The sequence below is a fragment of the Streptomyces pyxinae genome (assembly GCF_024756275.1).
In the GTDB taxonomy this organism is placed as follows: domain Bacteria; phylum Actinomycetota; class Actinomycetes; order Streptomycetales; family Streptomycetaceae; genus Streptomyces; species Streptomyces pyxinae.
Window position 1 is genome coordinate 17,434 of the sequence record NZ_JANUGQ010000020.1, and the last position, 21,109, is coordinate 38,542.

Consider the following 21,109-nt stretch of genomic DNA (forward strand, 5'->3'; position numbering starts at 1 on the left):
CCACCCCGGAGGGCCGCCGCGAGGCGCTGTACCCGGTGGCGGGGTGAGCTCGGGGGGCCCCGGGTGCCCCGGGGCTCCGTACGCGGCCGGGATTCCGTCCGGCTGCGGGGGCCCGTACGGCCGCGGGCGGCTCGTACGCGGCCGGCCGGGGTCCTGTCCGGCCGCGGGCGACCCGCCTGCCGCCGGGGGTCCCGTACGTCTCCGGGGGTCCCGTACGGCTCCGGAGAACCCGCACGTCTTCGGGGCGGGCCGGGAAGGCGGCACCGGGCCCGGCCTATGCTCGGGGCCATGACGCAGAGCACCGATCCGGGCACCGGCCTCGGGCCCGAGGACCGCAAGATCATCACCCTGGCCCGCAGCGCCCGGGCCCGCAACGGGGTGGCCGAGGGCGCCGCCGTACGGGACGAGACCGGCCGCACCTATGTCGCCGGGACCGTGACCCTGGATTCGCTGCGGCTCAGCGCCCTCCAGACGGCCGTCGCCATGGCGGTGGCCAGCGGCGCCGCCTCGCTGGAGGCCGCCGCCGTGGTCACCGACGCGGCCGGGCCCTCGGACGCCGACCGGGCGGCGGTACGGGACCTCGGCGGCCCGGAGACCCCGGTGCTGCTGGCCGGTCCCGACGGCGAGCTGCGCGGCCGGGTGACGGCGGGCTGACGGCGAGCCGGCGGTGGGCTGATCCGGATCGTCCGGGCGCGGGGCCGAGCGGGCCGGTCCGGCGCGTCCGGGGCGCCGGGCCAGGCGGGCCTCTCCGGGGACCCCGCCCGGTCCGGCGGGGCCCCTCCGGGGGTACCCCGGGGTGCTCCCGGGGGCCGAGGGGCGCCCCGTGGTGCGTCGGGGGCGCGCGCATCGGGGAGAATGGCTCCCATGAGCGCTCGTGTTGAAGATCCCGAAGCCGTCCACCGGGCCGGCTTCGCCTGTTTCGTCGGCCGCCCCAACGCGGGCAAGTCCACCCTCACGAACGCTCTGGTCGGCCAGAAGGTGGCCATCACCTCCAACCGGCCGCAGACCACCCGGCACACCGTGCGCGGCATCGTGCACCGCCCGGACGCCCAGCTGGTGCTGGTCGACACCCCCGGGCTGCACAAGCCGCGCACCCTGCTCGGCGAGCGGCTCAACGACGTGGTGCGCACCACCTGGGCCGAGGTCGACGTGATCGGCTTCTGCCTGCCGGCCAACGAGAAGCTCGGCCCCGGCGACCGGTACATCGTCAAGGAACTGGCCGAGATCAGGAAGACCCCGAAGATCGCGGTCATCACCAAGACCGACCTGGTCGACTCCAAGACCCTGGCCGAGCAGCTCATCGCCGTGGACCGGCTCGCGCAGGAGCTGGGCTTCGAGTGGCAGCAGATCGTGCCGGTCTCGGCGGTCGGCGGCAAGCAGGTGGAGCTGGTGGCCGACCTGCTGGTCCCGCTCCTCCCGGAGAGCCCGCCGCTCTACCCGGAGGGCGACCTCACCGACGAGCCGGAGCAGGTCATGGTGGCCGAGCTGATCCGGGAGGCCGCGCTGGAGGGCGTACGGGACGAGCTGCCGCACTCCATCGCGGTGGTGGTCGAGGAGATGCTGCCCCGGGAGAACCGCCCGGCCGACAAGCCGCTGCTGGACATCCACGCCAATGTCTACATCGAGCGCCCCAGCCAGAAGGGGATCATCATCGGCCCCAAGGGCAGCCGGCTGAAGGAGGTCGGGACCAAGTCCCGCCGCCAGATCGAGGCCCTGCTCGGCACCCCGGTCTTCCTGGACCTGCACGTCAAGGTGGCCAAGGACTGGCAGCGCGACCCGAAGCAGCTCCGCAAGCTCGGTTTCTGAGCCCACGGGCTCACTGGCCCACGAGCCCACCAGCCCACCGGCTCACGGTCCCACCGGCTCACTGGCCCACGGTCCCGCCGGCCCACCGAGGCCCGGCGCGGGGCCGCCCGGGACCCGACCGCCCGGTACCGGGCCGCGCGCCGGCCGACCGCCCGGCCCCTGGCGGTGGAGCATCGGCGGCCGGTTCCTCCCGGGACCGGGGGGCCGCGCTCAGGCGCCTTCCTTCAGCACCCGGGTCACCAGCTCCCGCTGGGCGTCGGTGAGCCGGGGGTCGGCGGCCCGGATCGTACGGCCGTCCGCGGTGATCTCGTACGCGAAGCCGTCCGGCACCCCGGCGGACGGCTCCGCCGGGGGCCCGGCGAGCGCGGCCCCGGCCAGCTCCCGCCAGGCGTCCGCCTCGGCTGCCGGGAGGCAGGAGGTGTCCACCTCCGCCACCCGCTCGATCCCCGCGAACCCGCCCGTGCGCCGCACCCGAATACGCATGGGACCTGTCTACCGCGTCGCCACGCCGACCGTCGACCACGCCTTGGCCAGCGCCTCGGACTCGGGCCCGTCCGAGCCGAACCGCTCCCGGACGGCGGCCACGGTCAGCCGGGCGAAGTCCCCGAACCGGGCGTCCCCGGCCAGCTCACCGCCGGTCAGCACGTCGTACCAGACCTTGCCTGCCCGCTCCCAGGCCGGGCCGCCCAGGGCGGTGGCGAAGAGATAGAAGGCGTGGTTGGGGATGCCGGAGTTGATGTGCACCCCGCCGTTGTCCGCGCTGGTGCGGACGTAGTCGTCCATGGTGGCGGGCTGCGGATCCTTGCCGAGCACGTCGTCGTCGTACGCGGTCCCCGGCGCCTTCATCGAGCGCAGCGCCTGGCCGGTCACGTCCGGGCCCAGCAGCCCGGCGCCGATGAGCCAGTCCGCCGCGCCGGCGTCCTGGCCGAGCACCCGCTGCTTGACCAGCGAGCCGATGACGTCGGACATCGACTCGTTGAGCGCCCCGGACTGGCCGTAGTACTCCAGGTTGGCCGTGTACTGGGTGACGCCGTGCGCCAGCTCGTGGCCGATGACGTCCACCGGGACGGTGAAGTCCAGGAAGATCTCGCCGTCCCCGTCGCCGAACACCATCCGCTCGCCGTCCCAGAAGGCGTTGGCGTACTCCCGGTCGTAGTGGACCGTGGCGTCGAGCGGCAGCCCGGCGCCGTCGAGCGAGTCGCGCCCGAAGACGTCCAGCAGCAGGTCGGAGGTGGCGCCCAGACCGGCGTAGGCGCGGTTGACGGAGGCGTCGGCCACCGGCTCCTCGCCCTCGCCCCGCACCTTCCGGCCGGGCAGCGCGGTGCCGTGCTGGGCGTCGTACACCGTGCGGCGCGGCGGCGGGCCCTCGGCGGGGGTGGGCGCGGGCACGGCGGTGAGCCGGCGCCGGGTGCGGTGGGCGGCGTCGGCGACCAGGGTGCGGCGGGCCGCCTCGGCCGCCGCCGGGCGGTCGGCCCCGGCCAGCCGTTCGAGGAGGTGCGGCGGGACGATCGGGCAGAAGACCGGCCGGGCGGGCCCCTGCGGGCCGTGCGCGCGGTGAGCGGACGGCGGGGCGGGGCGGGAAGGATGAGAACGAGCCATACCCGGCAATGTGGCAAGCCGTGACGGTCATGTCACTACTCGCGGCGGAGATTGCTGAAAAGGAGTGATTCCGTCCGATTCGAGGGTTGAGTCCGGGCGATCCCGCATACTGGAACGGCACCTCCGCTCGGCCCGGTCCTCGGCTAGGCTGCCACGCATCATGCGTTTCGGGCTGCTTCTCCTTAGCTGCCGCGGCGAGGGCCTGTAGTCGTAGGCCGACCCCCTCACCGCGGAGTCTGGTGCTGCTTCGATCTCAGTCGGCCGTCCGTCCCCCTCAGCCGGGACAACCAGACAGCAGGACCGCAGAGACCCGAGGAGCCTCCGTCATGACCGAGCCCGCGATCCCGTCCGTAGGCCGTCCGACGCCCGTCACCCGTGCCACCCGCGCCCAGCGGCCGTCCGGGATGCCGATCCACAAGTACGGCCCGTACGAGGCGGTGGAGCTGCCCGGCCGCACCTGGCCCGACCGGCGGATCACCGAGGCCCCGCGCTGGCTCTCCACCGACCTGCGGGACGGCAACCAGGCGCTGATCGACCCCATGTCGCCGGCCCGCAAGCGGGAGATGTTCGACCTGCTGGTGCGCATGGGCTACAAGGAGATCGAGGTCGGCTTCCCGTCCTCCGGCGAGACCGACTTCGCCTTCGTCCGCTCCATCATCGAAGAGGGCGCGATCCCCGAGGACGTGACCATCTCCGTGCTGACCCAGGCGCGCGAGGAGCTGATCGAGCGGACCGTGGAGTCGCTGCGCGGCGCCCACCGGGCCACCGTCCATCTGTACAACGCCACCGCGCCGGTCTTCCGCCGGGTGGTCTTCCGGGGCACCCGCGAGCAGGTGCGGCAGATCGCGGTGGACGGCACCCGGCTGGTGATGGAGTACGCCGAGAAGCTGCTGGGCGACGAGACGGTCTTCGGCTACCAGTACAGCCCGGAGATCTTCACCGACACCGAGCTGGACTTCGCCCTGGAGGTCTGCGAGGGCGTGATGGACGTCTGGCAGCCCGAGGCCGGCCGCGAGATCATCCTCAACCTGCCCGCCACCGTGGAGCGTTCGACGCCCTCCACGCACGCCGACCGGTTCGAGTGGATGTCCCGCCACCTGTCCCGCCGGGAGTTCGTCTGTCTGTCGGCCCATCCGCACAACGACCGGGGCACGGCGGTGGCGGCGGCCGAGCTGGCCGTGATGGCCGGCGCCGACCGGGTCGAGGGCTGCCTGTTCGGCCAGGGCGAGCGGACCGGCAACGTGGACCTGGTGACCCTAGGGATGAACCTGTTCAGCCAGGGCGTGGACCCGCAGATCGACTTCTCGCAGATCGACGAGATCCGCCGGACCAGCGAGTACTGCAACCAGATGGAGGTCCACCCGCGCCACCCCTACGCGGGCGACCTGGTCTACACCGCCTTCTCCGGCTCCCACCAGGACGCCATCAAGAAGGGCTTCGACGCGCTGGAGGCCGCCGCCGCGGCGGCGGGCCGGACGGTGGACGAGGTGGAGTGGGCGGTGCCGTACCTGCCCATCGACCCCAAGGACGTGGGCCGCTCCTACGAGGCGGTCATCCGGGTCAACTCGCAGTCCGGCAAGGGCGGTGTCGCGTACGTCCTGAAGAACGACCACAAGCTGGACCTGCCGCGCCGGATGCAGATCGAGTTCTCCCGGATCATCCAGGCCAAGACCGACGCCGAGGGCGGCGAGGTCACCCCGGCGGCCATCTGGTCCGTCTTCCAGGACGAGTACCTGCCCGGCGCCGAGGGCGCGCCGCGCTGGGGCCGGATCCAGCTGCGTTCCGGCCAGACCACGACCGACACCGACGGCACCGACACGCTGACCGTCGAGGCCGTGGTGGACGGGACCGAGACGGTGCTGACCGGTTCCGGCAACGGTCCGATCTCCGCCTTCTTCGACGCGCTGAACTCGGTGGGCGTGGACGCCCGGCTGCTGGACTACCAGGAGCACACCATGAGCGAGGGCGCCTCCGCGCAGGCCGCCTCCTACATCGAGTGCGCCATCGACGGCCGGGTGCTGTGGGGCATCGGCATCGACGCCAACACCACCCGCGCCTCGCTGAAGGCGGTCGTCTCCGCCGTGAACCGCGCGGGCCGCTGAGGCCGCGCTCGGCCAACCCGGACGTGACCCCGCGCCGGCGCCGGCCGAGCACCGCCCGGCGCCGGACCGGGCCGGTGTGGCCCCGCGCCGGGGCCGAGCGTGGCCCTGTGCCGGGCGGGCTGAGCGGGGCCCTGCGGCGCGCCTGAGCGGGGGCCGAGCCGGGCCGGGGCTGAACGTGGTGCTGTGCCGGCCGGGGCTGAGCGTGGCGCCGTGCCGTGTGGACCGAGCGCGGCCCCGCGCCGGGGCTGAGCGTGGCTCTGTGCCGGGCGGGCCGAACGTAACCTCGTGCCGCGCCTGAGCGGGGGCCGAGCCCGGCCGGCGGCCGAGCTCGCCATGGCGGGCTAGGCGGTGTCGTGCCGGGGACCCCGACGGGGCGCGTGCCGGGTCCGGCGGTCGCCCGCCGGACCCGGGGGGCGGGGTTCGGCCAGGTCCGGTCTTCTTTCCTCCGGGAGTGCTGACGCCACCTCACCGATGTGGCTAACATCACGCCAACGCGGCAGAGTGGCCGGGGCGTTACGGAGGTGCTACGTGCTGTCAGCACGACTGTCAGGGGTCTCATGCGGCCGAAAACCGCGAATCTGGGCGACGCACACCTCATGGACCACCGTCGGGGACGGTGAGTTCTTCTGCCCCGGCTGCGGCGGCGACCGCAACTACCAGCGTCGTACGGGCCGGCGGCGCTTCACTCTTTTCGGTGTTCCGCTGCTGGCGCGCGGACCGGCCGGACCGGTGGTCGAATGCGCCGCCTGCCACGACCACTTCGCCCCCGAGGTGCTCGACCACCCCACCACCGCGCGCTTCGCCGGGATGCTTCGGGACGCGGTGCACACCGTCGCGCTGGCCGTCCTCGCGGCGGGCGGCACCGGCTCCCGGACGGCGGTGGACAGCGCCGTGTCGGCGGTCCGGGCCGCCGGGTACGAGGACTGTACGGCCGAGGGGCTGATCGCGTTGATCGCCGCCCTGGAGGCGGACACCGGGCGGTTCCCCGGCTCGGTGGACCCGCACGCCGGGGCGGGCGCCGCCGGGGCCTCGCTCGCCATCGAGCTGCACGAGGCACTGGAGCCGCTCACCCCGCATCTCGCCCCGGCCGGGCGGGAGTCGGTCCTGCTCCAGGGCGCCCGGATCGCGCTGGCCGACGGCGCCTACACCCCCGCCGAGCGGGAGGTGCTGGCGACCGTCGGCAACGCGCTGCGGCTCTGCTCCGAGGAGACCGTACGGCTCCTGGAATCGGCCCGGGCGCCGTTCTGAGCCCGGCGGCCCGGTGGCCCGGTGGCCCATGGCCCGGTGAGCCTCCGGGGCCCGGTGCGGGCCCGGACTCCGACGGTTCGGCTTCCGGACCCCGGCCCCCGGACGCGGCGGCTCAGGGCCGCTCGGCGGCCTCCGCGGCCTCGACTGCCTCCACGGCCTTCTCGGCGGCTTCGGCGGCTTCGAGGCTGGCCTTGACCATGGCCTCGCGCTCCACGATCTTGATCCGCTCACGGCCGTGCGGCTCCCCGAGCGCCCGCTCGGCGGCGTCCAGCCGGTACCAGCCGTCCCAGGTGGTGTACGCCACGCCCCGCGCTTCGAGGTGCCGCACGATGGCGTCCTCGCCGGGGGCCTGCGGGGCGTGCAGCCGGCCCTCGCGGTGGTCCTCCAGCAGGCAGGCCACCGTCTCGTTGGCGTCGCCCTTGGTGTGGCCGATCAGGCCGACCGGACCGCGCTTGATCCAGCCGGTGACATAGGTGGACCGGAGGTGCTCGCCGCCCTCGACGACCCGGCCCGCCTCGTGCGGAACGGTGCCGCTGGTGGCGTCCCACGGCAGCTTGGGCAGCTCCTCGGAGAGGTAGCCGACCGCGCGGTAGACGGCGCCGATGTCCCAGGTGGTGAACTCGCCGGTGCCCTTGACGTTCCCGGTGCCGTCCAGCTCGGTGCGCTCGGTGCGCAGCCCGACGACCTTGCCGTTCTCGTCGCCGACGATCTCGGCGGGCGACTCGAAGAAGTGCAGGAAGAGCTTGTGCGGCCGGTCACCGACGTCCCGGATCGCCCAGTTCTCCAGGGTCTGCGCCACCATGTGGATCTGCTTGTTGGCGCGGCGGGCGACCGTGGAGCCCTCGTCGTAGTCGATGTCCTCGGGGTTGACGATGACCTCGATGTTGGGCGAGTGGTCCAGCTCGCGCAGCTCCATGGGGCTGAACTTGGCCTGCGCGGGGCCGCGCCGCCCGAAGACGTGGACCTCCAGCGCCTTGTTCTTGGCCAGGCCCTCGTGGACGTTCGGCGGGATCTCGGTGGGCAGCAGCTCGTCGGCGGTCTTGGCCAGGATGCGGGCCACGTCGAGCGCCACGTTGCCGACGCCCAGGACCGCGACCTTCTCGGCCTCCAGCGGCCAGGTGCGCGGCACGTCCGGGTGGCCGTCGTACCAGGAGACGAAGCTCGCGGCGCCGTACGAGCCGTCCAGCTCGATGCCGGGTATGTCCAGCGCCCGGTCGGCCTCGGCGCCGGTCGAGAAGATCACCGCGTCGTAGAAGTCGCGGAGCTCGTCCAGCGAGAGGTCGGTCGGGTAGTCGACGTTGCCGAACAGCCTGATCTGGGGCTTGTCGAGCACCTGGTGGAGCGCGGTGATGATGCCCTTGATCCGCGGGTGGTCGGGGGCGACGCCGTACCGGATGAGCCCGAACGGGGCCGGCATCCGCTCGAAGAGGTCGATCGAGACACCGGGGTCGGTGGCGGCCTCGGACTTCAGCAGCGCGTCGGCGGCGTAGATCCCGGCGGGGCCGGCACCGACGATCGCGACCCGCAGAGGGCGGGGCATGACAGTTCCCTTCGAGCGACGGGGTGCAGCGAGTGCACTGGGTACAGCAGAGTGAGCGGTGTGCTCCAGAGAACCTTAAGTAAGGCCACCCTCAGTTTGGTAGCCGCCCCCCACCTATGACCTCATAAGTCCCACTTATGAGGTCTGTTTTCTCGGCGTTCCCCGGCGTTCCCCGGCGTTCCCTGTCGTTTTCCGGCGCTCCCCGCCGTTTCCCCAGACGTCACCGCTGTCCCCGCCCGGGGTTCCTCCCGCCCCCGCCCGGCTCGCGTTCGCGTGCGGCGCGCGGGCGCGCCACGCTGAAGGGAGCCGAACGGGAGAGGGGGGCGGGGGAGACGGTACCGGCACCGGGGCAGCCGAAGGGATCATCCGCCATGCATGCCACCACCGCGAGCACCGCGCCGGCCGGCCGGGCCGCCCGGTTCCTGGACAGCCCCGTCGTGGGGATGTCCCCGTGGATCGTCTTCTCGCTGCTCGTCGGCCCGGGGCGGTACGAACTGTCGGTCGGCCTCGCCCTCGCCCTCGCGGTGCTGCTGGTCGTCGCCGGACGGATCCGGGACCACGGCGGCACCTGGAAGATCCTCGAGGTCTCCGACGTGGTCTTCTTCGCCGCCCTGGCGGTGATCGGGGTCTTCGCCTCGGCCGGCACCCACGCCTGGCTGGAGACGTACGCAGGTGAGGTGTCGAACATCGCACTGACGCTGATCGCCTTCGGCTCGATGGCCGTCCGGCTGCCCTTCACCCTCCAGTACGCCCGGGAGAGCACCGACCCGGCCCACTGGCACGCTCCCGCCTTTCTGCGCGCCAACTATGTGATCACCGGAGTCTGGGGCCTCGCCTTCCTGGTCGCGGCGATCGCCGGGGCCTACGGCGATCTGGTGCTGCGCAACCCGCACAACCTCTGGACCGGCTGGATCATCCAGATCGTGGCGATCATCCTGGCGCTGCGCTTCACCGAGTGGTACCGCGAGGTCCTCCGCGCCCGCCGGGGCGGCGGCGAGGAGCCTCCGGTACGCGCTCTGCTCGCGCCCGTGGTCGGGGTGCTGATCCCGCTCGGCATCGTCGTGCTCGCCTTCGACGCCGCCGCCACCTGGGCCGGCGTCGTCCTGATCGTCCTGGGCGTCGTCCTCGCCCGGGCGCTGCGCCACGACGCCGCCTTCGCGGGGGAGGAGCGCCGCCGGAGCGGCCGCCGGCTGCGGTGAGGCCCGGCGGCACCGGGAGCGCGGGACGCGGGGCACGGGTCATGGGCCGGGCCCCCGGGCGCGTACGCGAGAATGGGGCGCATGACCCTGTTCCGCGACGACGGCATCGTGCTGCGCACCCAGAAGCTGGGTGAAGCGGATCGCATCATCACCTTCCTCACCCGGGGCCACGGCCGGGTGCGCGCCGTCGCGCGCGGGGTGCGGCGCACCAAGTCCAAGTTCGGCGCCCGGCTGGAACCGTTCTCCCATGTGGACGTGCAGTTCTTCGCGCGCGGCGGCGAGCTGATCGGGCGCGGACTGCCGCTCTGCACCCAGAGCGAGACCATCGCCCCGTACGGCGGCACGATCGTCACCGACTACGCCCGGTACACCGCGGGCACCGCCATGCTGGAGACCGCCGAGCGATTCACCGACCACGAGGGCGAACCGGCGGTCCAGCAGTATCTGCTGCTCGTCGGCGGACTGCGCACCCTGGCCCGGGGCGAGCACGCCCCGCACCTGATCCTCGACGCCTTTCTGCTGCGCTCGCTGGCGGTCAACGGCTACGCGCCCTCGTTCGAGGACTGCGCCCGCTGCGGCATCCACGGACCGAATCGGTTCTTCTCCGTCGCCTCCGGCGGAGTGGTGTGCGGTGACTGCCGGGTGCCCGGAAGCGTCGTACCCTCTCCGGAGGCCGTCCGGCTGCTCAGCGCGCTGCTGACCGGCGACTGGCCGGCGGCGGACGCGTGCGAGCCGCGCCACGTCCGGGAGGGCAGCGGGCTGGTGTCCGCGTATCTGCACTGGCATCTGGAGCGCGGACTGCGTTCGCTCCGGTACGTGGAAAAGACGTAGCAGGCCAGCAAGCTCAAGAGCTCAAGCGAAGTAGGAGTGGTGAACCGCATGGCACGACGCGGAATCCTGGGCCGGTCCCGCCGTGAGTACAAGGACCCCGAGCCGCACCCGTCCGGCGCCCGCCCGCCGCGTATCCCGGCCGAGCTCGTGCCGAACCATGTGGCCTGTGTGATGGACGGCAACGGCCGCTGGGCCAAGGATCGCGGACTGCCGCGCACCGAGGGCCACAAGGTCGGCGAGGGCGTCGTGCTCGACGTCCTGAAGGGCTGTCTGGAGATGGGCGTCAAGAACCTGTCGCTCTACGCCTTCTCCACCGAGAACTGGAAGCGTTCGCCGGAGGAGGTGCGCTTCCTGATGAACTTCAACCGGGACGTGATCCGCCGCCGCCGCGACGAGATGGACGAGCTGGGCATCCGGATCCGCTGGGTGGGCCGGATGCCCAAGATGTGGAAGTCGGTCGTCCAGGAGCTCCAGATCGCCCAGGAGCAGACCACCGGAAACGACCGGATGACGCTGTACTTCTGCGTCAACTACGGCGGGCGCGCCGAGATCGCGGACGCCGCGCAGGCGATCGCCCGCGAGGTCGCGGCCGGCCGGCTGGACCCGTCGAAGGTCAATGAGAAGACGTTCCAGAAGTACCTGTACTACCCGGACATGCCGGACGTGGACCTCTTCCTGCGGCCCAGCGGCGAGCAGCGCACCTCCAACTACCTGATCTGGCAGAGCAGCTACGCGGAGATGGTCTTCCAGGACGTGCTGTGGCCGGACTTCGACCGCCGCGACCTGTGGCGGGCCTGTCTGGAGTACGCCTCCCGGGACCGGCGCTTCGGCGGGGCGATTCCCAACGAGGAGCTGGCCGCGCTGGAGAAGCACGAGAAGCGCGCCGGTGGCGCCGGCGGCCCGCACGACCTGCTGGTGCCGGGGCCGGCCGGCGGCACCCCGGGGAACGGGAACGCCGGGAGCTGAGCCGGGACGCCCGGACGCCGAACGGCCCGTACCCCTGCGGCGTGTGCCGGGCGGGGGTACGGGCCGTTCGCGTCTGTGCGTGCTGCTCTGCTTCGTTCCGATGAACCTCGGGTGGACCGGGGTCGGCGGTCAGGCGTCCTTCGCCGCGGCGGCGCAGTCGGCGCAGGTGCCGAAGATCTCCACGGTGTGCGCCACATTGACGAACGCGTGCTCCGCCGCGATCGTCTCGGCCCACTGCTCGACCGCCGGGCCCTCCACCTCCACGGCCTTGCCGCAGCCGCGGCACACCAGATGGTGATGGTGCTCACCGGTGGAGCAGCGGCGGTACACCGCCTCGCCGTCGTTGGTCCGCAGCACGTCCACCTCGCCGGCGTCCGCCAGCGACTGGAGGGTGCGGTAGACCGTCGTCAGGCCGACCGAGTCGCCGCGGTGCTTGAGCATGTCGTGCAGCTCCTGCGCGCTGCGGAACTCGTCCACCTCGTTCAGCGCCGCCGACACGGCCGCGCGCTGCCGGGTCGACCGGCCGCGTACGCCGGGGGGTCCAGCCGTGGCCACAGCTGCCTCCTTGTCCTCGCCCGCTCATGGATCCGTCGGCCCATTCTGCCAGGCCGCCCCCGCCGGGCGGTCCCCCCGCCCGGTTCCGGACACGGCGGCCCGGAGCTCCCGCGCACCGGGCCGGGCGCCGTCGCCCGAGCCGTACCCCCCGGCCCGCACGCCCTGCGGGGGCCGCGCCAGGCCGGGACGCCGTCCCCGGAGCCGTACGCCCGTGATCAGACCCGTACGCCGTCCCCGGAGCCGGAGCCGGAGCCGGAGCCGGAGCCGTACGCCGTCCCCGGAGCCGTACGCCGTCGTCAGACCCGTACGTCGTCCGCCCGCGCCGTTCCGTCGGCGGCGCACTCCGCCGCCGGGGCGGTCTCGGCCGCGCGGGCCCGCCGGCGGGCCAGGGGCGCGGCGAGGGCGGTGAGGGCGATGAACACCGCGATGGCCAGCAGCACGATGGTGGCCCCCGGCGGCACGTCCTGGTAGTACGTCGTGATGGTGCCCGCCAGTGTCACCCCGGTGCCGATCAGCACGGCCAGCACGAAGGTGGCCCGGAAGCTCCGGGTCAGCTGCTGGGCCGCCGCCACCGGCACCACCATCAGCGCGCTGACCAGCAGCAGCCCCACCACCCGCATGGCGACCGTCACGGTGACGGCGGCGGTGATCGCGACCAGCAGGTTCAGGGTGCGCACCGGCAGTCCGGTGACCCGGGCGAACTCCTCGTCCTGGCTGATCGCGAAGAGCTGCCGCCGCAGCCCCACGGTGACCAGCACCGCGAAGGCGGCCAGCAGCGAGATGGCGGTGATGTCCTCGTCCGAGACGGTGGAGAGCGAGCCGAAGAGATAGCTCACCAGATTGGCGTTGGAGCCGGTCGGCGAGAGGTTGATCAGCATCACGCCGCCCGCCATGCCGCCGTAGAAGAGCAGCGCCAGGGCGATGTCGCCGCGGGTCTTCCCGTACATCCGGATCAGTTCCATGGCGACCGCGCCCAGGACCGTGACGAGCGTGGCCATCCACACCGGGTTGGCGGACATCAGGAAGCCGAGGCCCACCCCGGTCATGGCGACATGGCCGATGCCGTCGCCCATCAGCGCCTGCCGGCGCTGCACCAGGTAGATCCCGACGGCCGGCGCGGTGATGCCGACCAGCACGGCGGCGAGCAGCGCCCGCTGCATGAAGGGTTCGGTGAGGAATTCCATGGTCAGGTCAGCAGTCCCGTGCGGAGCGGCTCGTCGGCCGCGTGCGGATGTACGTGGTCGTGGCCGGGCAGCGCGTGCTGGCCGACGGCCTTCGGGGGCGGCCCGTCGTGGGTGACGCAGCCGTCGCGGAGCACCACCGCCCGGTCGATCAGCGGCTCCAGCGGGCCCAGCTCGTGCAGCACCAGCAGCACGGTGGCGCCGGCCGCCACCTGGGCGCGCAGGGTGTCGGCGAGGATGCCCTGGCTGGCCAGGTCCACCCCGGCCATCGGCTCGTCCATGATCAGCAGCTCGGGTTCGGCGGCGAGCGCCCGGGCGATCAGCACCCGCTGGTGCTGGCCGCCGGAGAGGGCGCCCACGGCGTCCCCGGTCCGGTCCGCGAGCCCGACCAGCTCGATGGCGCGGGTCACGGCCGCCTTGTCGGCCCGGGAGAGCCGGCCGAGCCGGGCCCGGGAGAGCCGCCCGGCGGCGACCACCTCGCGGACGGTGGCGGGCACCCCGCTGGCGGCGGTGGTCCGCTGGGGGACGTAGCCGATCCTGGCCCAGGAACGGAACCGCTTCAGCTCGGTGCCGAACAGCTCCACCGAGCCGCCGGTCAGCGGCACCCGGCCGATCACCGACCGGACGGCGGTGGACTTGCCCGAGCCGTTGGCGCCGAGCAGGGCGACCACCTCGCCGCGGCGCACGGTGAGGTCGATGCCCCGCAGCACGGGGCGGGAGCCGAGGGCCGCGGTGGCCCCGCGGAGGGATATGACGGGCTCCATGGGCTGGACCTCCGGTGGGTGCGGGGAACGCGGGGCGTGCGGGTCGGGTGCGGGGGCCGCGGGCCCTGCGGGCTCCACGGGCCCCGCGGGCTTCGCGGGCCGGTCGGGCTTCGAGGAGGCGGGCGGGTGGCCGCCGGGCGGGGTCACCGGGCGCCGAGGGCCTTCCGCAGGGCGGTGAGGTTCGCGTCCATCACCGTCAGGTAGTCGGTGCCCCGGGAGCGGTCCGTGATGCCCTCCAGCGGGTCCAGCACGTCCGTCCGCAGCCCGGTGTCCCGGGCCAGGGTCTTCGCGGTCTTGTCGCTCGCCAGGGTCTCGAAGAAGACGGTGCCGACCTTGTCCTCGCGGGCGATGGTCTGGAGCTGCTTGATCCGGGCCGGGCTCGGCTCCGACTCGGGGTCCACTCCCGAGATACCCTCCTGCTCCAGGCCGTACCGCTCCGCCAGGTAGCCGAAGGCGGCGTGGGTGGTGATGAAGGTCCGGGTGGCGGTGTTCTTCAGGCCCTGCTGGTATCGGCCGTTCAGCGCGGTGAGCTGCTTCACCAGCGCGTCGGTGTTCTTCCGGTAGTCCGCGGCGTGCTCCGGGTCGGCCTTGGCCATGGCGCTCCCGACGCCCTTGGCGACCTCGGTGTACTTCACCGGATCCAGCCAGATGTGCGGGTCGGTGCCGCCCTCGCCCTCGTGCGCGTGGTCGTGGCCCTCGTGCGCCCCGTCCTGGTCGCCCTCGTCGGCGTGCCCGGGCTCGTCGCTGTGCTCACCGTGCTCGTGGCCGCCGGTCTCGGTGCCGTGCTTCTCCAGGGCGGTGAGGGAGGCGGCGTCCACCGTGTTCTTCACGCCCGCCTGCGCGATGGCGTCGTCCACGGCGGGCTGGAGGCCCTTGAGGTAGAGGATGAGGTCCGCGTCCGACAGGGCGCCCACCTGGCGCGGCTTGAGCTCCAGGTCGTGCGGCTCGACGCCCGGCTTGGTGAGGGTGTCGACGCGTACGTGCTCGCCGCCGATCCGCTCGGCGAGGAACTGCATCGGGTAGAACGACGCCACCACGTCCAGCCTGCCGTCGCTGGTGTCCGCGCCGCCCGAGGAGCCCGAGCAGGCGGTCAGGGTGACCAGGGAGAGGGCCACGGCTCCAGCGGCGGCGGTGGGTATGAGGCGTCGTACGTTCATGACACTCATTTTCAACAAAATTGGAAACGATTGTCAACAAACGGAGTAAGGGGTCCCGTCGGCCACCGATTTGATCGGAGGGGTGCGCGCGCCGGTAATCTGAAGCATTCGCATGAGTCGCCTGCGTACGCGCATCGCCTGACCGTCCGCCTCAGCGAGGCGCTCCGCGCCCCCTGTTCCTATCGTCGTCGTAATGAAGAGAGCACCGTGGCCGCCGACAAGATCGACACCATCGTCAACCTGAGCAAGCGCCGTGGCTTCGTCTACCCGTGCAGCGAGATCTACGGCGGACAGCGTGCCGCCTGGGACTACGGGCCGCTGGGTGTCGAGCTGAAGGAGAACCTCAAGCGCCAGTGGTGGCGCTACATGGTCACCTCGCGCGAGGACGTGGTCGGCATCGACTCGTCGGTGATTCTGGCCTCCGAGGTCTGGGAGGCGTCCGGCCACGTCGCCACCTTCACCGACCCGCTCACCGAGTGCACCTCCTGCCACAAGCGCTTCCGCGCCGACCACCTGGAGGAGGCGTACGAGGAGAAGCACGGCAAGCTCCCCGAGAACGGCCTCACCGACCTCAACTGCCCCAACTGCGGCAACAAGGGCACCTTCACCGCGCCCAAGCAGTTCTCCGGCCTGCTCTCCACCCACCTCGGCCCGACCCAGGACTCCGGCTCGGTCGCCTACCTGCGCCCCGAGACCGCCCAGGGCATCTTCACCAACTTCGGCCAGGTGCAGCAGACTTCGCGCAAGAAGCCGCCGTTCGGCATCGCGCAGATGGGCAAGTCCTTCCGGAACGAGATCACTCCGGGCAACTTCATCTTCCGCACCCGCGAGTTCGAGCAGATGGAGATGGAGTTCTTCGTCAAGCCGGGCGAGGACGAGGAGTGGCAGGAGTACTGGATGGAGCAGCGCTGGAACTGGTACCGCGACCTGGGTCTCCGTGAGGAGAACATGCGCTGGTACGAGCACCCGCAGGAGAAGCTCTCCCACTACTCCAAGCGCACCGCCGACATCGAGTACCGCTTCCAGTTCGGCGGCAGCGAGTGGGGCGAGCTGGAGGGTGTCGCCAACCGCACCGACTACGACCTCTCCGCGCACGCCAAGGCGTCCGGCACCGACCTGTCGTACTTCGACCAGGAGGCCGGGGAGCGCTGGACGCCGTACGTCATCGAGCCCGCCGCCGGTGTCGGCCGCGCGATGCTCGCCTTCCTCCTCGACGCCTACAGCGAGGACGAGGCCCCCAACGCCAAGGGCGTCATGGAGAAGCGCGCCGTGATGCGCCTCGACCCGCGTCTGGCGCCGGTCAAGGCCGCGGTGCTGCCGCTCTCCCGCAACCCGCAGCTGTCCCCGAAGGCCAAGGGCCTCGCGACCGACCTGCGCAAGAACTGGAACATCGAGTTCGACGACGCCGGCGCCATCGGCCGCCGCTACCGCCGCCAGGACGAGATCGGCACCCCGTTCTGCGTCACGGTCGACTTCGACACCCTTGAGGACAACGCGGTGACGGTCCGCGAGCGCGACACCATGAAGCAGGAGCGCGTCTCGCTCGACCAGATCCAGGGCTACCTGGGCAGCCGCCTGCTCGGCTGCTGACACCCGCCGCCCCGCGCGGCCGCACCGGGTGGCCAGGCCGCACCGGGTGGCCGCCCGCGCGGCCCCCGGACGGCCGCCCGCGCGGCCCCGGCGCTCCGGAGCCCCCGGCCCCGTACTTCTCGGTACGGGGCCGGGGGCTCCGGCGTGCGTGGTCCTGCGGGTCGTGTGCGCCGCTACGGGCCCGGGGGCCGGATCGGGGCCTCCGGTACGGGCCCGGTGCGGTGGCCCCGGGCCGCGTGGCCGGCCGGGTCGGGACGGCCGTAGCCGGTGAGGCGCCGTGACGGAGGCCGGTGAGGCGCCGTGACCTGAAGCAGGCGGGTCGCCGCGGCCGTACGGTCCGGGAACGACGGACCCCGGGTCCCTAGGCGCGGAGGCCGCGCAGCAGGAGGGCGAGCACGCCCTCGAACTCCGGCTCGATCCCCGGGTGGCTCCAGGCCGGTGCGAAGACCGGGTCGTGGAAGCGCCGGGTCGCGTCGAAGACCGCCCGCGCCGCCGTCCCGCCGTGGATCTCCGCGAATTGGCCCGCCCGGATGCCCTCCTCGATGATCCGCCGGAGCTGCTCGGTCAGGACGTGCAGATGCTCCTCCACCACCTGACTGCCGTCCTCGCCGAGCAGCACGGAGTAGGTGGCGAACAGCTCGGGATCGTCGCCCGCCTTGTGGCGCTTGGCCGCGAAGAGGGTACGGAGCCACCGCTCCAGCTTCTGCGGCCCGGCGCCCCCGGGCCCCTCCGCGACCCCGGCGAGCACCTCCTCGGTACGGCCGAGCCAGCGCTGGATCACCGCCTCCCGGAGCGCCTGCTTGGTGCGGAAGTGGCGGTAGACGCTGCCGTGGCTGACGCCCAGGGCGCGGGCCACATCGGTGACGGTGGCCTTCGCCGGGCCGTACCGGCGCAGCACGTCCTCGGTGGCCTCAAGGATGCGGTCGGGCGTGAGGCGGTCCGTGGCCATGGCGGCGGGCCTTTCTGCGGGTGGGGCGGCGGGGCTGGGGGTGGGTCCGGCCATCGGTGACCGTACACCGCCCCTCCGTCATCCCGGCCCGGCCGGGTGCGCGGTCAGCGCTCGCTGTCCAGGTGCGCCATCTGGTCGGCCGGGTAGCGGTCGCCCGCCGCCGCGTCCGCCGGTACGGCCCGCTCGATCGCGGCCAGTTCACCGGCGTCCAGCGTGATGTCCAGGGCGCCCAGCGCCTCCGTCAGCCGGTCCCGCCGCCGGGCGCCGATCAGCGGCACGATGTCCTCGCCCCGGGAGAGCACCCAGGCGATGGCGATCTGGGCCACCGTGACACCCTTGGCCGCCGCGATCCGCCGCAGCTCCTCGACCAGCGCCAGGTTGTGCCGGAGGTTGTCGCCCTGGAAGCGCGGGCTCAGGGACCGGAAGTCGCCCGGGGCCAGCGCGCGGTCGGGGGCGAAGTGACCGCTGATGAGCCCGCGCGAGAGCACTCCGTACGCGGTGACGCCGATGCCCAGTTCCCGGGCGGTGGGCAGGATCTCCGCCTCCATGCCCCGGGTGATGAGCGAGTACTCGATCTGGAGGTCGGAGATCGGGGCCGTGGCGGCGGCCCGGCGCAGCGTCTCGGCGCCGACCTCGGAGAGGCCGATGTGGCGTACGTGCCCGGCCTGGACCAGCTCCGCGATGGCGCCGACGGTCTCCTCGACCGGCACGTCCGGGTCGAGCCGGGCGATCCGGTAGATGTCGATGTGGTCGGTGCCCAGGCGCTGGAGCGAGTACGCGGCGAAGTTCTTCACCGCCGCCGACCGGCCGTCGACGCCGTTGAAGGCGCCTTCGACGGTCCGCAGAGCGCCGAACTTGACGCTGGTCAGCGCCTGTTCGCGGGCGGCCGCTGGGGCGGTGCGCAACGCCTCGTTGATCAGCAGCTCGTTGTGGCCCATGCCGTAGAAGTCGCCGGTGTCCAGCAGGGTCACGCCGGCGTCCAGGGCGGCGTGCACGGTGGCGATCGACTCGGCCCGGTCGGCCTCGCCGTACAGGGCGGACATGCCCATGCAGCCGAGCCCGAGGGCGGACACCCGGGGGCCGCCGGCACCGAGTACGCGGGTGGGGAGGGAGACGGTGGTCACGGAGAACTCCAGGAGAGGGGGAGGGGTGAGGGGTGGGGATCGGCCATGCGGCCATGGTGGGGGTCCTCTCCAGCTTGGCATGACGAATGACAGATTTCAATATCTGTCATTTAATTTTTGACGGTCGAGTGGCGGAGCGGGGACGGAGCGGGGACGGAAGCGGCGACGGAGCGGGAGAAGAAGGGGGAGAAGAAGGGGGAGAAGAGATGGGGAGGGGAGGAACGGGAAGGGGAGGGCAGGGCAGGGCGCCGGGCGGGCGAAAATGCCGTGCGGTCGGCCCGGCTCCGGGGCTAGCGTCGTCCCATGTCTTCTCTCCCCCTGTACGAGTGAGAGCGCGCGGTGGGCGCCCGGCGTCCACCGCTTTCGCAGCCAGTCGACCGACCACTTCTTCTCACCTCCACGGGAGGGACCCCCATGGCCAAGAGCCGCAACAACCTGCTCGGCGTCGGCGGACAGCGCGGAAAGCTGTCCCGGGCCGACCGGCAGGGCCGGGGTGCGGCGGGCACCGCCGACCGCCGGGCCGCCGCCGACCAGAAGCAGGAGCTGCTGCGCAGGATGCGCGAGCGGAACGTCAGCGCCGACCAGCCGGGCAGCGCCCCGGCCGCGTCCGGAGAGGCGGGCGCCACGACCGCCCCCGCCGCGACCGCCGGAGCCGCAGGAGACGCAGCCCCGCAGGACTGACCGTGCCGCCGCCCCGGCCGCGAACCACGCCGGGGCGGCGGCATTCAGGACCCGGCACACGGGAGGGCCCGGGACCGCCGTCGCGCGGCCCCGGGCCCTCCCGTGCTTGCCTCTTCCGGTCTTCCGACTCTTCCGGTCCGCCCCGAAGGGTCACCCCACCGAGCGGGGCAGCCGCAGACCGAGCAGCACCGTCAGGACGACCAGGCCCAGCTGCGTCGCCAGGGTGACGACCAGCGCGTCCCGCAGTCCGGCCGTGGCCGACAGCCCCAGGAAGAGCGAACCGAGCGTCGCCACCCCGAGCGCCAGCGCCGCCTGCTGGGTGGTCACCAGCACCCCGCTGCCCACCCCGGCCCGGTCGGCCGGCACCTCGGACAGCACGATCCGGATCACCACCGGCAACTGGAAGCCCTGACCCAGGCCCGTCAGCGCCAGCGCCGGCAGCAGCTCCGCTGCCCCCAGCTCGGGCCAGCGGCCCCGTACCGTCAGCATCAGCAGCAGGAGGCCCAGCCCCTGCGTCAGGGCGCCGGCCGCCACGACCCGGCTGCCGTACCGCCGTATCAGCCGGGGCCCGGCCAGCGAGGCGGCGAAGAAGGCCAGTGCCATCGGCACCATCGCGCCGCCCGCCGCCAGGGCGCCCATGCCCAGGCCCTGCTGGAGCGCCACCGCGACGACGAACAGAAAGCCGCCGACGCCGATCGAGAACGGCACGGTCAGCACCAGCCCGCGCCGCAGGGTCACCAGCCGCAGCAGGCTCGGCGGCACCAGCGGCACCCCGCCCCGCCGGTCCGCCCGGCGCTCCACCCACCAGAACGCCCCCGCGGCGAACGGGAAGGCGGCCAGTGCCAGCCAGGTCCAGAGCGGCCAGCCGGTCGCCCTGCCCTCGGTGAGCGGGGCCAGCAGGGTCACCAGCGCCACGCCCAGCAGCAGCGTGCCCGGTACGTCCACCGGGGCCGGGCGCTCGGCCCGGGTGTCCGGCACGGTCCGGGCGCCCAGCACCAGCCCGGCCAGCGCGACCGGCACATTGACCAGGAAGATCGCCCGCCAGCCGGTGCCGGCCACGTCCGCCGCGAGCAGCACCCCGCCCAGCACCTGCCCGGCCACCATCGACAGGCCGGCCGTCGCTCCGTAGAGGCTCAGCGCACGGGCCCGGCGCGGCCCGGAGGTGGTGGCCTGGATGGTGGCCAGCACCTGCGGCAGCATCAGCGCCGCCGCCGCGCCCTGGGCCACCCGGGCGCCCACCAGCGTCCAGGCGTCGGGAGCCAGTCCGCAGGCGAGCGAGGTGACCCCGAAGGCGGCCATCCCGGCCAGGAACAGCCGGCGCCGCCCGAACAGGTCACCGAGCCGGCCGCCCAGCACCAGCAGCACCGCGTAGGCCACGCCGTAGCCGGTGACCACCAGTTCCAGTACGGCGGCCCCGGCCGCCAGGTCCTGCTCGATGGTGGGCAGGGCGACATTGACGATGAAGAAGTCGATCAGCGGCAGCGCCGCGCCGAGCAGCACGGTGAAGAGCCCGACCGGCCCGAGCACCGGCCGCCCATGGCCCACCCGGTTCTTCCGGGAGTCCATGGCGCCGGACGGGACCGTGACAGCAGCGGAGGTGACAGAGGAGGAAGGGGAAGACGAGGGGGACGGGAGCGACGGGACGGATGAAGGGGAGGAGAGGGCCGGAGGTGACAGGGCGGTCGGGGAAGCCGGAGGCATGGATGCCGAGGTCGAAGTTCGCACACCCCGACACTCCGCCGATCCGGAGCCTGGTACCAGAGTCCTCTCATCCTGGTACCCGCGCTACCTGGTAACCGGCAGCCGGCTCCGGCAAG

At 73.1% G+C, this 21,109-nt stretch carries 19 protein-coding genes; 9 read left to right on the forward strand and 10 right to left on the reverse strand.

All coding sequences use genetic code 11. The features are described from left to right. The first annotated feature begins 288 nt into the window (after positions 1-288). Complete coding sequence (locus tag NX801_RS21480) at positions 289-654, forward strand: cytidine/deoxycytidylate deaminase family protein (RefSeq protein WP_258789447.1); 366 nt, start codon at positions 289-291, stop codon at positions 652-654. A gap of 210 nt (positions 655-864) precedes the next feature. Then, entirely contained in the window at positions 865-1,806 is a 942-nt protein-coding gene (era, locus tag NX801_RS21485) for a GTPase Era (RefSeq protein WP_258789448.1), read from the forward strand. 210 nt (positions 1,807-2,016) lie between these two features. Here era and NX801_RS21490 read toward each other — a convergent pair whose 3' ends face one another. Next, complete coding sequence (locus NX801_RS21490; RefSeq protein WP_258789449.1) at positions 2,017-2,289, reverse strand: protealysin inhibitor emfourin; 273 nt, start codon at positions 2,287-2,289, stop codon at positions 2,017-2,019. 9 nt (positions 2,290-2,298) lie between these two features. Next, entirely contained in the window at positions 2,299-3,405 is a 1,107-nt protein-coding gene (locus NX801_RS21495; protein ID WP_258789450.1) for a M4 family metallopeptidase, read from the reverse strand. A 326-nt stretch (positions 3,406-3,731) separates the two neighbouring features. On the opposite strand from NX801_RS21495, the gene leuA reads away from it, so the two are divergent. Together leuA and NX801_RS21505 are read left to right on the forward strand one after the other, a co-directional pair. Continuing rightward, the gene (leuA, locus tag NX801_RS21500; protein WP_258789451.1) at positions 3,732-5,507 is read left to right on the forward strand and encodes a 2-isopropylmalate synthase; all 1,776 of its coding nucleotides are present in this window, start codon (positions 3,732-3,734) and stop codon (positions 5,505-5,507) included. Between the two features lie 528 nt (positions 5,508-6,035). Further along, complete coding sequence (locus NX801_RS21505) at positions 6,036-6,755, forward strand: TerB family tellurite resistance protein (RefSeq protein ID WP_258789452.1); 720 nt, start codon at positions 6,036-6,038, stop codon at positions 6,753-6,755. A 112-nt stretch (positions 6,756-6,867) separates the two neighbouring features. On the opposite strand, the gene NX801_RS21510 is transcribed toward NX801_RS21505, so the two are convergent. After that, positions 6,868-8,295 carry an FAD-dependent oxidoreductase gene (locus NX801_RS21510; protein WP_258789453.1) on the reverse strand — a complete coding sequence of 476 codons (1,428 nt, stop codon included), beginning with the start codon at positions 8,293-8,295 and terminating at the stop codon, positions 6,868-6,870. A gap of 371 nt (positions 8,296-8,666) precedes the next feature. On the opposite strand from NX801_RS21510, the gene NX801_RS21515 reads away from it, so the two are divergent. From NX801_RS21515 to NX801_RS21525, 3 genes are all read left to right on the forward strand, one after another. Further along, complete coding sequence (locus NX801_RS21515; RefSeq protein WP_258789454.1) at positions 8,667-9,494, forward strand: hypothetical protein; 828 nt, start codon at positions 8,667-8,669, stop codon at positions 9,492-9,494. Between the two features lie 81 nt (positions 9,495-9,575). After that, a complete protein-coding gene (gene recO, locus NX801_RS21520) occupies positions 9,576-10,325 on the forward strand; it encodes a DNA repair protein RecO (protein ID WP_258789455.1) in 750 nt (249 codons plus the stop codon). Positions 10,326-10,373: 48 nt separating this feature from the next. Then, on the forward strand, positions 10,374-11,291 hold the full coding sequence (locus NX801_RS21525; RefSeq protein WP_258789456.1) for an isoprenyl transferase: 918 nt from the start codon (positions 10,374-10,376) through the stop codon (positions 11,289-11,291). A 129-nt stretch (positions 11,292-11,420) separates the two neighbouring features. Here the strand turns inward: NX801_RS21525 and NX801_RS21530 are convergent, their stop codons facing one another. The 4 genes from NX801_RS21530 to NX801_RS21545 all read right to left on the reverse strand — a co-directional run bounded on the left by NX801_RS21530 (position 11,421) and on the right by NX801_RS21545 (position 14,948). Next, positions 11,421-11,846, reverse strand: a complete 426-nt coding sequence (locus tag NX801_RS21530; protein ID WP_258789457.1) for a Fur family transcriptional regulator — start codon at positions 11,844-11,846, stop codon at positions 11,421-11,423. Between the two features lie 296 nt (positions 11,847-12,142). After that, positions 12,143-13,036, reverse strand: coding sequence for a metal ABC transporter permease (locus tag NX801_RS21535; RefSeq protein ID WP_258789556.1), 894 nt, complete (start codon positions 13,034-13,036; stop codon positions 12,143-12,145). Beyond that, positions 13,033-13,791, reverse strand: coding sequence for a metal ABC transporter ATP-binding protein (locus tag NX801_RS21540; RefSeq protein WP_258789458.1), 759 nt, complete (start codon positions 13,789-13,791; stop codon positions 13,033-13,035). Before NX801_RS21540 ends, NX801_RS21535 begins: the two co-directional genes overlap by 4 nt. Before the next feature lie 143 nt (positions 13,792-13,934). Continuing rightward, on the reverse strand, positions 13,935-14,948 hold the full coding sequence (locus NX801_RS21545; protein ID WP_258789459.1) for a metal ABC transporter substrate-binding protein: 1,014 nt from the start codon (positions 14,946-14,948) through the stop codon (positions 13,935-13,937). Positions 14,949-15,155: 207 nt separating this feature from the next. Between NX801_RS21545 and NX801_RS21550 the strand changes: the two genes are divergently transcribed. Further along, a complete protein-coding gene (locus NX801_RS21550; RefSeq protein ID WP_258789460.1) occupies positions 15,156-16,538 on the forward strand; it encodes a glycine--tRNA ligase in 1,383 nt (460 codons plus the stop codon). 361 nt (positions 16,539-16,899) lie between these two features. Here the strand turns inward: NX801_RS21550 and NX801_RS21555 are convergent, their stop codons facing one another. Next, on the reverse strand, positions 16,900-17,487 hold the full coding sequence (locus tag NX801_RS21555; RefSeq protein ID WP_258789461.1) for a TetR/AcrR family transcriptional regulator: 588 nt from the start codon (positions 17,485-17,487) through the stop codon (positions 16,900-16,902). A 104-nt stretch (positions 17,488-17,591) separates the two neighbouring features. Then, the gene (locus NX801_RS21560; protein WP_258789462.1) at positions 17,592-18,611 is read right to left on the reverse strand and encodes an aldo/keto reductase; all 1,020 of its coding nucleotides are present in this window, start codon (positions 18,609-18,611) and stop codon (positions 17,592-17,594) included. A 414-nt stretch (positions 18,612-19,025) separates the two neighbouring features. On the opposite strand from NX801_RS21560, the gene NX801_RS21565 reads away from it, so the two are divergent. Further along, entirely contained in the window at positions 19,026-19,292 is a 267-nt protein-coding gene (locus tag NX801_RS21565) for a DUF6243 family protein (protein ID WP_258789463.1), read from the forward strand. 150 nt (positions 19,293-19,442) lie between these two features. Here NX801_RS21565 and NX801_RS21570 read toward each other — a convergent pair whose 3' ends face one another. Next, complete coding sequence (locus tag NX801_RS21570; protein WP_258789464.1) at positions 19,443-20,858, reverse strand: MFS transporter; 1,416 nt, start codon at positions 20,856-20,858, stop codon at positions 19,443-19,445. Between the last annotated feature and the right edge of the window lie 251 nt (positions 20,859-21,109).